Genomic DNA, 12,948 nt, shown 5'->3' with positions numbered 1-12,948 from the left:
ATGGCAGTTCCTTACTTATTTATAGATCGTGATGGCACTTTAGTTGAAGAACCTGCCATTGATAAACAATTAGACACGTTAGAGAAATTAGTCTTTGAACCAGGTGTTATTCCTGCCCTATTACAATTGCAAGCAGCAGGCTACCGTTTAGTTATGGTATCGAACCAAGATGGTCTTGGAACTGACAGCTTTCCACAAGCTGATTTTGATGCACCTCATAACAAAATGATGCAAGTGTTTACATCATCAAACATTACATTTGACGACGTACTAATCTGTCCGCATTTTGATGATGAAAACTGTGCTTGTCGCAAACCAAAGACTGGGTTACTAAAAGAGCTAATGCGCTCGGGTAAAGTAGATTTAGCCAATTCTTATGTTATAGGCGATCGTCAAACCGATATTCAACTCGCTGAAAACCTATCTTGTGAAGGTATTTTATATACTGGCAATTGGCCAGAAATTGTTACTAAATTAACAACGCAAAATCGTACTGGTGAAGTAGTTCGTAACACTAACGAAACTCAAATTTCTGTAAGGTTAAACCTTGATTCTGAAAAACAAGGTGAGGTAATGACTGGGCTGGGTTTCTTTGACCACATGCTTGACCAAATTCGTACCCACAGCAACATTGGCCTTTCTGTAAATGCCAAAGGTGATTTACATATTGATGAACACCACCTTGTTGAAGATGTTGGCATTGCACTGGGTCAAGCCCTTAAACAAGCGCTCGGTGCTAAAGCACAAATTGGTCGCTATGGTTTTTCATTACCTATGGATGAGTGTAAAGCAGAAGCGCAAATTGATTTATCAGGCCGAGCTTCTTTTGTGTTAAATGCTAATTTCAGCCGAGAAAAAGTGGGCGATATGGATGTTCAAATGGTGGAACACTTTTTCAAAAGTCTCACTGACAACGCGACAATTAGCTTAATTTTGAGTGTGTCTGAGGGTAATTGCCATCACCAAGTTGAAGGCTTGTTCAAAGCATTTTCACGTGCACTTAGAATGGCCATCGCAAAAGATACTTCGCAAACCACAGCAAGTTCTAAGGGGTGTTTATGATTGCAATAATCAATACCGGTTGTGCAAATATCAACTCTGTGCGTTTTGCGTTTGAACGATTAGGCGCTCAGGTTGAAATAATCACTGAGCCCGAAAAACTAAAAAATTTCCCACGAGCAGTGTTACCTGGCGTGGGCCACGCATCCGTTGCTATGAAACGCTTAATTGACAATAACTGGCAAGACGCAATTAAAAACTTTAACAAACCACTTCTTGGTATCTGTTTAGGCATGCAATTAATGTGTGATGAGACGGAGGAAGGAAATGTGACAGCACTTGGCCTTATTCCTGGAAAGCTAGGTGCGCTTAAAAGTGATAATTTAACCTTGCCACATATGGGGTGGAATAATTTAAATTTAAAATCTAGCCACCCTATTTTGAATGGCATTGATGCGAATGATCAAGTTTATTATGTTCACAGCTTTGCCCATCAGCCAAACCAATATACGTTGGCAACAAGTGACTATGGTGCAGAATTTTCAGCCATAATCGCAAAAGACAATTTTATAGGCATGCAATTTCACCCTGAAAAGTCCGCTGATGTAGGCGAGCGCTTGCTTAAAAACTTTTTAGCATTATAGGAACAATGATGATTATTCCCGCATTAGATATTTTACAAAATCGAATTGTTAGACTATACCAAGGCAAGTATGACACCGCACAGTTTTACGATTTTGACTTTAAAACTCGTTTAACTGAGTATGCTAATTCAGGCGCTGAACGCATTCACATCGTGGATTTAGAAGGCGCAAGAGATCCGGATAAAAAGCAATGGCAGTTCATTCAAGAAGCATCAAACGCGCTCAAACTACCCTTTCAAATCGGCGGCGGCATTCGAAGCGAGTCCGACATATCCACATGGCTGAACGCCGGCGTACATCAAGTGGTGATTGGCTCGAAGGCAGTGACGGACAAGAGCCAAGTAAAGAGCTGGATAGAAAAATTTGGCGCGACTAAATTTGTCATTGCTTTGGATGTCAATAAAGACGCAGATACATGGCGCCCTGCAACCCATGGTTGGCTAGAAAAATCTCCCTATGACTTGTTCGAATTTATCGAATTTTATAGAGCATTAGGTGTAAAAGACTTCTTATGCACTGATATTAGTAAAGACGGTACAATGACAGGCCCTTCTTTTGGCTTATACCAAGATATTCTTGCAAAGTTTGACGACATTCGCGTGCAAGCGTCTGGTGGCGTAAGCTCCCTTGAAGATATTAAGCAACTTAAGGCATTAGGTGTAGGTGGTGTAATTTTAGGTAAATCTTTACTAGATAATGCCTTTACAGCTGAGGAGGCGGTTTCATGTTATCAAAACGCATAATCCCCTGCCTTGATGTTAAAAATAACCAGGTGGTTAAAGGTGTAAAATTCAAAGAGCATGAAATTGTTGGTGATATTTTACAACTTGCAGAGGCCTATTCAAAAGCAGGTGCAGATGAATTAGTTTTCTATGAAATTACCGCGAGTGTCGAAAAACGTTTATTGGATGTAGCTTGGGTTGAGCAAATTGCGCGTTATATTAATATTCCATTTTGTGTTGCAGGCGGCATAAAATCTGTAGCTGATGCAGCTAAGGTACTCGAAATGGGTGCAGACAAAATTAGTATAAACAGCCCAGCTATCGCTCGACCAGAACTTATCAAAGAGCTGCATGATGAGTTTGGAAAACAATGCGTCGTAGTTGGCATTGATAGTTTTTATGATAAAGATACTGATCAATATTTAGTATATCAATTAACAGGCGATCCAAATGCAGCGAGTCAAACACGTTATAAAACTGAAGAGTGGGTTAAACGTGTGCAAGATCTAGGTGCTGGTGAGATTGTACTTAATTGTATGAACCAAGATGGTGTTCGCAATGGATATGACAACGCCCAACTGAGTAAAATACGTGAATTATGTGATGTACCACTTATTGCCTCTGGTGGCGCTGGCAAAATTCAAGACTTTGCAGATGTATTCACACTCAGCAATGTTGACGGTGCGCTTGCAGCATCTGTTTTTCACAAAGGCCTAATAGACATTAGCGAACTTAAAGCCGAATTAAATAAACAGGAAATAGCAGTAAGACTATGAAGATAGATTTAACCAATATTTCAGCGCTGGACTTTAACAAAAGTGATTTAATTCCTGCAATTGTACAGGATGCGCATACCGGGCAGATTTTAATGCAAGGATTTTGTAATGCTGAAGCAGTACAAACCAGCCTTGAGATTGGTAAAGTTACTTTTTACAGCCGTTCAAAACAACGCTTATGGACTAAAGGTGAGAGCTCTGAGAATTACCTGGAGTTGGTTTCTGTTCACACTGATTGTGATCAAGACTCTTTACTTATGTTAGCAAATCCCAAAGGCCCGACATGCCATTTAGGAACACAAAGTTGTTTTGCTGATGCATCATCCGATTTAGCTTTTTTAGGCACTTTAAATAAGGTTATCGCTAAACGTAAGCACGATGATCCAAATGAAAGCTATACTGCAAGTTTATTTGCCAAAGAGCTCAGCAGAAGCTGTCAGAAAGTGGGTGAAGAGGGTGTTGAAGTAGCCCTTGCTGCAATGAAAAATGACAATGTAGAGCTACTCAATGAATCAGCTGATCTGCTTTATCATTTACTTGTATTATTACAACGCCAAAACTTAGATATTAGTGAAGTTATCACAGTACTTAAAAATCGTCATAAATAACACTTAACTAATATTACAGTAACAGCCTTTGGCTTCTGTTAAAATTGTAGCCCCGAACATACTTTGTTCGGGGTTTTTCTTTAAAAGGTAAGGTTCAACAAGACCATTGCCCTCGGCACAAAACATACCGCTAGCGTAAGGACCCAGATAACTAAGCGCTCCTCGTTTATTTATCACTGCGACTGCAGGTACAGAAGGTAAAAATAATCCATCCGTGTTATTTACTACAAGGTTATGATTTTTAAAATTTTGATTGATGGCTAATTTTTTAACTGAGCTAACATGGTCATTTGCAACAGTCTGACAAAAGCAATCTTCCGCTTCAAAATGGATCACTGAACCGGATACATCCCCTAATATCGATGCTAGCTGTTTAACAAACTCTTTATCAAAGTTAGTGTCCATTGCACGTTTTGTTAATTCGCCGTAATTATCGAAAGTATTAATTTTTAATACAGATAAAAACAAAACACTCACCGATAACAACACACTCCATACACATACAATGATCCAATGGGGTTTATAATTCAAAACGCGCAAGCTCACTGTTTAAATTTTCAATATCGTGTTTCATTTCTTGAAAGCGCTTACTGGACTCATTGCTATTTACTTTTAATTGTTCTGAGTTTTGCGACAGTGTTTGAGTAGATTCTGAAATACTTGCTGACACAGTTGCTTGTTCACTCGCAGCACTTGCAACTGATGCCATATTGTTAACCATGCTCTCTATATTATCGACAACACCCATCATCATAGATGATGCTTCTTTTGCCTGGGTAACAGTATCTTCTGCACGAATTAAACACTTATCCATTTGATCAACTGATGAGGATGCTTCATTAATTAGCGCAGCTGTGATTTCAGATATCTGCTCAGCATTTTGCCTTGTCTTCATTGCAAGTTGCCTAACTTCATCGGCTACAACTGCAAAGCCACGACCATGCTCACCTGCACGCGCCGATTCAATTGCAGCATTAAGTGCAAGTAAATTTGTTTGATCAGAAATAGACTTAATAGCGTTCATAACTTCTTCAATTTGATTACATTTTAGCGCTAATTCGCCAATAGTTTGTGAAGTAGCTGATAAGTCACCTTTTAAGTTTTCAATGTTGCATGTTGAATTATCAATAATCTGCTTAGTTTTATCGGTACGTGTAAAGGCGTCTGAAGCACTGTCATTGGCTTCGCTTGCTTGTGAAGCAACATTAGCATTAGCAACGGTCATCTCTTCAGTTGCTGTTGCTATAAGGTTTATTTGACTTACATTTTCTTCAGTTGCATTTTCAACTTCATTACTTAATGAAGCAACTATTTGTGAACGGTCAAGTACACCCGTGCTGACTTCTTTTGTTTGTTTTATAAACCGAGTAAAAGATGTCATTAATTTATTAAAATCAGTATCATCCGTTTGGTTGTTTGAGAAAGCAGTTAAGTCAAATTTACCATCCTTACTTAATATCTGATGCACTGATGACGATAAATCGAACCCTTTAACTGACTCGTTATGAGCATGTTTTGCTACATACATTAAAACTGCACCTTCAGTTACGGCAAACAAAGCATGTATAACCAGAATGTAAAAATGAAGGTGCCCTTCTTCAAATATATATAAACCTGCACTTTGACTTTGTACTACAAAAAATAAAACATGATGAACTGCAACAAACAACACACTTGTTAATATGACTTTCCAATCTCTGTAACAGCTTAAAAAAGCTAACATTACAAAGATTTCAAAATGAAATTCTGTCAGCCCCATCGTTTGCTGAATATGAAGTGCAGCAAATAATTGAACTGCAATGGCTACAGCATGCCGTGTTACAGCAGCAAATGGTGACGTTTGAATAAGAAAAAGAGGAAGCGCCATAATTATTAGGCCTACGATGATCCCCTCAAGCCAGGTCTGCGTAAAAAACGCAATAATTAGCGTCAATATAAATTGACCAATCAATACGGCTGAAAAAATTCTGTTTGCTTTTTCAATCCATGGATAATTCATGATAAACACCTACTAATAACGGTATAAAACTTTGACTAATACGTTATATATCTGTTTTTTGTTCATTACTTTATGAACTTAACCTGTTGTATAAGTGTAGATGTTGTTCTTAAAATTGCTGAATACTTATTTCCAGAACAATTGTTACGCAAATTTGTGTTTAGATTTTATTCAACCTATTTAAATGGTCAGTATTTATTTGGCTAATCGTTAATTTCCATGGATTTTTTATTTTACTATCGTTATGCTGAAACAAATTTTTAGGGATAAAGTTATGTTACGTAAAATCTCTGCTGCAACGCTTCTAATTGCAATTACTGGGTGTGGTTCAACGCTATCCCCTGAGCAAAATGCGTATGTGGACAATTTAACACCTTGTGAAAAAATTCAAGGGCTAGTTGACAGTTTTGCAAATGGCTTTGAGCCTTTAAAAGCAACTCGTGTGCAAAATAATTTTAGTGATGTCTGGACACCAAAATACCACCTACTTGGTAATAGCTGCCAAATAATTGGATTTAATTCGAATAGAATGGCTTATAAATGTTCAGAGCAATACGATGAAGAATCACAAAGTCGTGAATCATTTAATTGGGCAATTGAAAAAGTAACGAGTTGTTTAGGAGCAGATTGGCAAGCAACTGAGTTTGTGCAAAATGAGAGCAACCGCGTAACATTCAAGAACCCTCAACATCAGGCTCTAATTAGTATTCAAAGCGGAAAGACGTTAGCGAAGTATCGCAAAACTTGGCAAACATCTTTTGAAGTTGGCGACTTAGTTAACAACTAATTGATAAAGAATTTTAGTTAAAAAAAAGAGCTCAATTTGAGCTCTTTTTTAATGTTCTGAATTACTTAGTTAAATCATCAAAGAACTTTTTAACACCATCAAAAAAGCCTTGCTCTTTTGGACGATGGCGCGAGCTATTACCGCCCATACTTTCATCTAATTCACGTAATAATTCTTTTTGACGATCATTGAGGTTGACAGGTGTTTCAATAATCACCTTACAGATAAGATCACCAACAGCACCACCGCGTACAGATTTAACGCCTTTACCACGCATGCGGAACATTTTGTCTGTTTGACACTCTGATGGAATTTTTAGTTTAGCGCGGCCATCAAGTGTCGGCACTTCAATTTCACCGCCAAGAGCTGCTGTAGTAAAGCTAAGTGGTACTTCACAATAAAGATTGCTGCCATCGCGTACAAAGATTGGGTGTTCGCGTACTGATACTTGAACGTATAAATCCCCCGCTGGTGCACCATGTTGCCCTGCTTCGCCTTCCCCTGATAAACGAATACGATCGCCTGTATCAACGCCTGCTGGAATTTTAACTGACAGTGTTTTAGTCTTTTCAACACGGCCCTGACCATGACATTTATTACATGGATCAGAAATAATTTGACCACGACCATTACATGTTGGACAGGTTTGTTGTACAGCGAAGAAACCTTGGCGCATTTGAACTTGGCCATGACCATTACAAGTACCACATGTTTGTGGTTTAGAACCTTTTTTGGCACCAGAACCATCACACGGCTCACATAATACCCAAGTAGGTACTTTAATTTCTACTTCTTTACCGCGAACGGCTTCTTCAAGACTCAGGTCTAAGTTGTAACGTAAGTCAGCACCACGTTGTTGACGTGATTGACGTCGGCCACCACCGCCACCAAAAATATCGCCAAAAACATCGCCGAAAATATCACCAAAGTCTGCGCCACCGCCAAAGCCACCGTGACCGCCACCACCACCTTGTTCAAAGGCTGCGTGACCAAATTGGTCATAAGTCTGGCGTTTTTGACTATCACCTAGAATTTCATAGGCTTCTTTAACTTCTTTGAATTTTACTTCTAAGTCTTTGTCGCCTGCGGTACGGTCTGGGTGATACTTCATTGCAAGGCGTTTGTATGCCTTTTTAATATCACGATCGCTAGCGTCCTTAGCGACGCCTAATACTTCATAATAATCGCGTTTTGACATAATTACTGCTTTCCCCGTTTACTGGCTAACTGCATTTGCATTGCCCCGACCGGGGTCTTTAGCCTCAATTTCATAAAACCTTTAGATACACTAAGGGCGCGTCTGAGTCGAAACCCGCGCGCCCTAGTTAAAGTAAATTACTTTTTATCGTCTTTTACTTCTTCAAACTCAGCATCAACAACATCGTCATCTTGCTTAGCTTGCTGTTGGCCCGCATCTGCACCTGCTTGTTGCGCTTGTGCATTCGCTTGCGCGATTTCCATTAGTTTTTGAGACTTTTCAATTAATGCTTGTGTCTTAGCTTCGATTTCCGCTTTATCATCGCCTTTAACTGCTGTTTCTAGCTCTGAAAGTGCTGCTTCAATCGCTGCTTTGTCGTCAGCTGGAAGATCATCACCTGCTTCTTCGATTTGCTTACGTGTACCGTGAACCATTGCATCAGCTTGGTTACGCGCTTGCACTAGTTCTTCAAACTTCTTATCTTCTTCTGCATTAGCTTCTGCATCACGAACCATTGCTTCGATTTCATCGTCGCTCAGACCTGAAGACGCTTGAATTGTGATCTTCTGCTCTTTACCTGTGTCTTTATCTTTCGCAGATACGTGTAAGATACCATCAGCATCAACATCGAATGTTACTTCGATTTGTGGTACACCGCGCTGTGCAGGGCGGATACCTTCTAGGTTGAACTGACCAAGTGATTTGTTAGCACTTGATTGCTTACGCTCACCTTGAAGTACATGAATTGTTACCGCACTTTGGTTATCTTCAGCAGTTGAGAATACTTGTGATTTCTTAGTTGGAATCGTTGTGTTTTTCTCGATTAGCGCAGTCATTACCTGACCCATTGTCTCAATACCTAGAGAAAGTGGGATAACGTCAAGTAGAAGTACGTCTTTAACTTCACCCGCTAAAACACCACCTTGAACTGCAGCACCCATAGCTACTGCTTCATCAGGGTTTACGTCTTTACGTGGCTCTTTACCAAAGAAGTCAGTAACTGCTTTTTGTACTAGTGGCATACGTGTTTGACCACCCACTAGAATTACATCATTTACGTCACTTACTGAAAGATCTGCATCAGCTAGTGCTTTTTTAAGTGGCTCAAGTGATTGTGTTACTAAATCTTCAACTAGTGATTCTAACTTAGCACGTGTTAGTTTAACGTTCATGTGCTTAGGACCAGTTGCATCAGCAGTTACATACGGAAGGTTAACTTCTGTTTGTTGTGCACTTGAAAGTTCAATTTTTGCTTTTTCAGCGGCTTCTTTAACACGCTGCATTGCAAGTGGATCAGTCTTTAAGTTGATACCTTGATCTTTCTTAAATTCTTCAACTAGGTAGTTGATAACACGGTTATCGAAATCTTCACCACCTAAGTGCGTGTCACCATTTGTAGCAAGTACTTCAAACGTGTGCTCACCTTCTACTTCATCGATTTCGATGATAGAGATATCGAATGTACCACCACCTAAGTCGTAAACAGCAACTACATTGTCGCCTTGCTTCTTATCCATGCCGTAAGCAAGTGCTGCAGCAGTTGGTTCGTTGATAATACGTTTAACATCAAGACCCGCGATACGACCAGCATCTTTAGTTGCTTGACGCTGAGAATCGTTAAAGTATGCAGGAACAGTAATTACAGCACCTGTTACTTCTTCACCTAAGAAATCTTCAGCTGTTTTCTTCATTTTCTTAAGAACTTCAGCAGAGATCTGCGGTGCAGCACGCTTTTCGCCTTTTGCTTCAACCCATGCATCACCATTGTCTGCTTTAACAATTTTGAATGGCATGATGTCGATATCACGTTGTACTTCTTCGTCTTCAAAACGACGACCAATTAAACGCTTAATTGCGAATAATGTGTTAGTTGGGTTTGTAACTGCCTGACGCTTTGCAGGTTGACCTACAAGCGTTTCACCTTCATCTGTATATGCGATGATTGATGGGGTTGTACGATCGCCTTCAGCGTTTTCAATTACGCGTGGCTTATCGCCGTCTAATACTGCAACACATGAGTTTGTTGTGCCTAAGTCGATACCAATAATCTTACCCATGGAACGTCTCCTACTTCTTTAATTCTGTATCAAAAAATGATTAATTCGTTTAGATGGTTACTTAATAGGGGTGGCCAAAAGACAATTCAACTGTAAAACGTAAATTTTTTTTAAAATATTGAAATTTTTTTGCAATCGAACATTTTTAGCACAGCCAACTGGTCATACCACGATACATTTGTTATAAACAACGCCTTACATAAAACAAATAAGAATTCCCTATGCACTTTGATGAACTAATAAACACGGTATCTCAATCTCTTAATAACTTGTCTTTTCCTGCTAACTGGTGCCAAGGAAGAACTGCATTTGGTGGCCTTTCAGCAGCAATGCTTTTCAGTGCGATGCGAAATGCGATATCAACTGAACGTGAACTCTTATCTTTAAGCACTAACTTTGTTGGTCCTTTAATTGCAGATACACCCTTTGATATTTCACTGACTATTTTGCGCGAAGGTAAAAATGCAACTCAGATAGAGGCACGTATTTTACAAAATAATCACGTTGCTGTAATTGCACTTGGCTGTTTTGCAATAAAGCGTGATTCCAATGTGATTGTAGAAAATAAACAAACGTGCCCTTTATCACCTGTAAATGTGAATCACCTAATTCCTTATACTGAAGGCGTTACTCCACAGTTTTTTCAGCATATGAGCTTTAATATCCAAAAAGGTGCATTACCTTTTACCAAATCTCTTAGTGGCGAATTAGCTGGATGGATGCGTTTAAAAGAAACACCAAAAGAACTTTCAGTGGCGCATATTCTTGCTCTAACAGATGCATGGCCTCCAGCTCAGCTTCAAATGTATTCAAAGGTAGCTCCTGCAAGCTCAATGTCTTGGTACATTGAGTTTTTACCACATGAACAATTAAAGGCTGATGATTGGCTTGCATTTGATGCATTTACCCATCACAGCCGAGATGGCTATGCGTGTGAGGAAGCAAATATTTATAATCAGGATGGAGAGTTAATTGCAATGAGCAGACAAACCGTCGCTTTATTCGATTAAAACTAACTTATTTCGGGTTTGTGTTAGTAAACCCTAATTTTAATTTGTTTACCATTACTTCATTCATATCTTTGTTACAAGCAAAATATAAACTGGTCGCATCTTCTTTAATTTTTAACACCTTTGTTAATTGGGGTGTTGTAGTATCAAGTTGGCGTTTTGTTTTGTACTGCGTTTCGTTAAGTACAATTAAGTCCAGTAAGTTTTTACGCTGTCGCATGATATGAAAGAGCTTATCTACATTCTCAATTACTAACAATTGTGCCCCTAATTCAAAACCGTGTTGTTTTAAATAATGATGACTAAAGTTATTTTCGATAACTGCAGTTTTATAGTTTTTAGCTGCACTGATGGAATCTAATTCGATGTGTTTTTCTGGCAACGCATAAAAGTAGGCAGTAAATCGGCTTAACTTGGCAATCCATTGGAAATTTGGTTCACGCATTGGCAAGCGCGCGAGAGAGAAAATACACGAGTTTGTGTCACGTAATACGCCATTATATGCAAGTGACCAAGCAAGTACATTAAGATCATACTCAACATTAGCTTCGGCCAATGCTTTTTTTACACGCTCAAAGTTTGGCCCGACAAATTCGCCGTGTTCATTATGATATTGATAACCACTTAAGTTTTCGCTGAACACCGTTATTTTGCCAAATGCCATAAACGGCATTAACACAATCAGTGAAATAAATACGGTATAGCGATTAAACATTAGCGCCTGTTCTATAATTTGCGGCCTTTCATAATGTTAAGTGTAACCTGTGTTCTTATGTTTAGAAACTCATGAAATAAAAAAGGTGCCAAGCGGCACCTTTTTTATTTTTACTCAGTACTATTATTTCACACTGTTCATCGCATCTATTAACAATGCTGATATTTTTGCACCTTCACGCAATGTGCTTTCTGATGCTTGTTTACCACTATGAGATGCATCCGTAAATGGGGCAATTTCCATCATATCTGCACCAGTAATCGGAAACTCTTTAGCAAGAGCACTTAAAATGAGTACCGCTTCATCAGGCGTCATACCATCATATTCAGGTGTACCAGTTGCGGCTGCAAACGTTGCATCTAACGCATCAATATCAAAACTTACGTATAGCTCATCTACCTGATCCGCTTTCAATTGGGCAATTACACCATCAACAATTGCTTGCGCGCCTTGCTCGCGAATTTCATGTGCCCAATGTTGTTTCACACCAAAGGTTGATTCCCAATGTGTTTTATCTTTACCGCTTGAGCGAATACCAAATTGAATAAGGTGATGTGGCGCTGGTAAAAATTCTAAAATATGCGTACACCAAGAGCCAAAACACAGATCAATGCCTAATCGCTCAACCAGTAAATCTGTGTGAGCATCAAAATGGATAATAGCCGTGCGTTTACCTGCTGCACGCTTTGCTTTTAAGTAAGACTTGGTTAATGGGTAACTGATTGAGTGATCGCCACCGATGCCAAAAATCCCCTTTGTTGGGAAATTTGCATAAAAATCGTCACATACATCTTCAGTAATTGATAGTGGGCTTACTGGGTATTCACTTTGTTCATCTTGGTAAAGTGCTTTTTGACAATTCGAAATAGTGCCACCATTTAAATATTTATCATGAAGCAGATGCGGTATTACACGTACATCACCAAGGTCAAAAGTTTTCGAGTTAGGTTGTTGCTCCATCAGCGTGCTGCGAAGAAACAAAGGACCCCAGTTTGCACCACGTAAAATGCCACCACCACAATCTGAGCTGATGCCTAAAGTAACCGCTTTATATTCACTTGCATCAATGTTGGCTAAGCTATCACGCCAAAGAGCATCAATATTTTCTGTTTGTCCATAAATTGATTGGTGTAATGCTTCTTTTCTCTCTTTTGCTGTATTTACAGTGAAAACACCGTTACCTGGTGGACAAAGACAGTTGGAAACTTTTTCAATAAAGGTGTTCTTAGCGTCGCTCATTATTTGCTCCTGGCTAAACATAACTTCAATATAATTATGCATTATAAAATTATATTCGTGCTTTACGTAAAAACATCACTTAACGACTTGTAAATATCATAAATCTAGTTCGTTGCGTCTTAACCAATCGGTTTAAAGCTTTGTAAATAAAACGATTATTTAAAGTTGTTTGGTAAAGCATTAATCTACATGTC

Annotated in this window: 13 protein-coding genes; 7 read left to right on the top strand and 6 right to left on the bottom strand. The window is 39.0% G+C overall.

Translation table 11 applies throughout. The annotated features are described in order from the left end of the window. Genes hisB through hisIE form a run of 5 tightly spaced genes read left to right on the top strand, consistent with a single transcriptional unit; the run spans position 1 to position 3,749 of the window. The gene (gene hisB / locus AAEU29_RS12995) at positions 1 to 1,062 is read left to right on the top strand and encodes a bifunctional histidinol-phosphatase/imidazoleglycerol-phosphate dehydratase HisB (RefSeq protein ID WP_421973746.1); all 1,062 of its coding nucleotides are present in this window, start codon (positions 1 to 3) and stop codon (positions 1,060 to 1,062) included. Then, complete coding sequence (hisH, locus tag AAEU29_RS12990) at positions 1,059 to 1,643, top strand: imidazole glycerol phosphate synthase subunit HisH (protein ID WP_421973745.1); 585 nt, start codon at positions 1,059 to 1,061, stop codon at positions 1,641 to 1,643. The genes hisB and hisH overlap by 4 nt, the downstream gene beginning before the upstream one ends. An 8-nt stretch (positions 1,644 to 1,651) precedes the next feature. Further along, positions 1,652 to 2,386, top strand: coding sequence for a 1-(5-phosphoribosyl)-5-[(5-phosphoribosylamino)methylideneamino]imidazole-4-carboxamide isomerase (gene hisA, locus AAEU29_RS12985; protein ID WP_421973744.1), 735 nt, complete (start codon positions 1,652 to 1,654; stop codon positions 2,384 to 2,386). Further along, positions 2,368 to 3,141: an imidazole glycerol phosphate synthase subunit HisF gene (gene hisF / locus AAEU29_RS12980; RefSeq protein ID WP_421973743.1), complete on the top strand. Its 774-nt coding sequence runs from the start codon at positions 2,368 to 2,370 to the stop codon at positions 3,139 to 3,141. The genes hisA and hisF overlap by 19 nt, the downstream gene beginning before the upstream one ends. After that, on the top strand, positions 3,138 to 3,749 hold the full coding sequence (hisIE, locus tag AAEU29_RS12975; RefSeq protein WP_421973742.1) for a bifunctional phosphoribosyl-AMP cyclohydrolase/phosphoribosyl-ATP diphosphatase HisIE: 612 nt from the start codon (positions 3,138 to 3,140) through the stop codon (positions 3,747 to 3,749). Before hisF ends, hisIE begins: the two co-directional genes overlap by 4 nt. Before the next feature lie 3 nt (positions 3,750 to 3,752). Here the strand turns inward: hisIE and AAEU29_RS12970 are convergent, their stop codons facing one another. Next, on the bottom strand, positions 3,753 to 4,280 hold the full coding sequence (locus AAEU29_RS12970; protein WP_421973741.1) for a DUF6436 domain-containing protein: 528 nt from the start codon (positions 4,278 to 4,280) through the stop codon (positions 3,753 to 3,755). Further along, the gene (locus AAEU29_RS12965; RefSeq protein ID WP_421973740.1) at positions 4,270 to 5,748 is read right to left on the bottom strand and encodes a methyl-accepting chemotaxis protein; all 1,479 of its coding nucleotides are present in this window, start codon (positions 5,746 to 5,748) and stop codon (positions 4,270 to 4,272) included. Before AAEU29_RS12965 ends, AAEU29_RS12970 begins: the two co-directional genes overlap by 11 nt. Positions 5,749 to 6,022: 274 nt before the next feature. On the opposite strand from AAEU29_RS12965, the gene AAEU29_RS12960 reads away from it, so the two are divergent. Beyond that, a complete protein-coding gene (locus AAEU29_RS12960) occupies positions 6,023 to 6,535 on the top strand; it encodes a hypothetical protein (protein ID WP_421973739.1) in 513 nt (170 codons plus the stop codon). Positions 6,536 to 6,596: 61 nt separating this feature from the next. Here the strand turns inward: AAEU29_RS12960 and dnaJ are convergent, their stop codons facing one another. Both dnaJ and dnaK read right to left on the bottom strand, forming a co-directional pair. Beyond that, positions 6,597 to 7,733, bottom strand: a complete 1,137-nt coding sequence (gene dnaJ, locus AAEU29_RS12955) for a molecular chaperone DnaJ (protein WP_421973738.1) — start codon at positions 7,731 to 7,733, stop codon at positions 6,597 to 6,599. A gap of 137 nt (positions 7,734 to 7,870) precedes the next feature. Continuing rightward, positions 7,871 to 9,790, bottom strand: coding sequence for a molecular chaperone DnaK (gene dnaK / locus AAEU29_RS12950; RefSeq protein ID WP_421973737.1), 1,920 nt, complete (start codon positions 9,788 to 9,790; stop codon positions 7,871 to 7,873). Between the two features lie 221 nt (positions 9,791 to 10,011). Between dnaK and AAEU29_RS12945 the strand changes: the two genes are divergently transcribed. Further along, complete coding sequence (locus AAEU29_RS12945; RefSeq protein WP_421973736.1) at positions 10,012 to 10,800, top strand: acyl-CoA thioesterase; 789 nt, start codon at positions 10,012 to 10,014, stop codon at positions 10,798 to 10,800. Positions 10,801 to 10,807: 7 nt separating this feature from the next. Here the strand turns inward: AAEU29_RS12945 and AAEU29_RS12940 are convergent, their stop codons facing one another. Next, on the bottom strand, positions 10,808 to 11,515 hold the full coding sequence (locus tag AAEU29_RS12940; protein ID WP_421973735.1) for a transporter substrate-binding domain-containing protein: 708 nt from the start codon (positions 11,513 to 11,515) through the stop codon (positions 10,808 to 10,810). Positions 11,516 to 11,638: 123 nt separating this feature from the next. Beyond that, positions 11,639 to 12,754, bottom strand: a complete 1,116-nt coding sequence (locus AAEU29_RS12935) for an arginase family protein (protein WP_421973734.1) — start codon at positions 12,752 to 12,754, stop codon at positions 11,639 to 11,641. Positions 12,755 to 12,948: the final 194 nt, after the last annotated feature.

Origin of the sequence: Pseudoalteromonas aquimarina (assembly GCF_049257255.1) — a bacterium.
Classification (GTDB): Bacteria; Pseudomonadota; Gammaproteobacteria; order Enterobacterales; family Alteromonadaceae; genus Pseudoalteromonas.
Note: the sequence above shows the minus strand (reverse complement) of the source record. Positions and strands in the feature narration are given on the sequence as shown.

Coding starts and splice junctions, on each gene's coding strand:
- hisB (WP_421973746.1), top strand. CDS start 1: ATGGCAGTTCCTTACTTATTTATAGATCGTGATGGCACTTTAGTTGAA.
- hisH (WP_421973745.1), top strand. CDS start 1,059: ATGATTGCAATAATCAATACCGGTTGTGCAAATATCAACTCTGTGCGT.
- hisA (WP_421973744.1), top strand. CDS start 1,652: ATGATTATTCCCGCATTAGATATTTTACAAAATCGAATTGTTAGACTA.
- hisF (WP_421973743.1), top strand. CDS start 2,368: ATGTTATCAAAACGCATAATCCCCTGCCTTGATGTTAAAAATAACCAG.
- hisIE (WP_421973742.1), top strand. CDS start 3,138: ATGAAGATAGATTTAACCAATATTTCAGCGCTGGACTTTAACAAAAGT.
- AAEU29_RS12965 (WP_421973740.1), bottom strand. CDS start 5,748: ATGAATTATCCATGGATTGAAAAAGCAAACAGAATTTTTTCAGCCGTA.
- AAEU29_RS12960 (WP_421973739.1), top strand. CDS start 6,023: ATGTTACGTAAAATCTCTGCTGCAACGCTTCTAATTGCAATTACTGGG.
- dnaJ (WP_421973738.1), bottom strand. CDS start 7,733: ATGTCAAAACGCGATTATTATGAAGTATTAGGCGTCGCTAAGGACGCT.
- dnaK (WP_421973737.1), bottom strand. CDS start 9,790: ATGGGTAAGATTATTGGTATCGACTTAGGCACAACAAACTCATGTGTT.
- AAEU29_RS12945 (WP_421973736.1), top strand. CDS start 10,012: ATGCACTTTGATGAACTAATAAACACGGTATCTCAATCTCTTAATAAC.
- AAEU29_RS12940 (WP_421973735.1), bottom strand. CDS start 11,515: ATGTTTAATCGCTATACCGTATTTATTTCACTGATTGTGTTAATGCCG.
- AAEU29_RS12935 (WP_421973734.1), bottom strand. CDS start 12,754: ATGAGCGACGCTAAGAACACCTTTATTGAAAAAGTTTCCAACTGTCTT.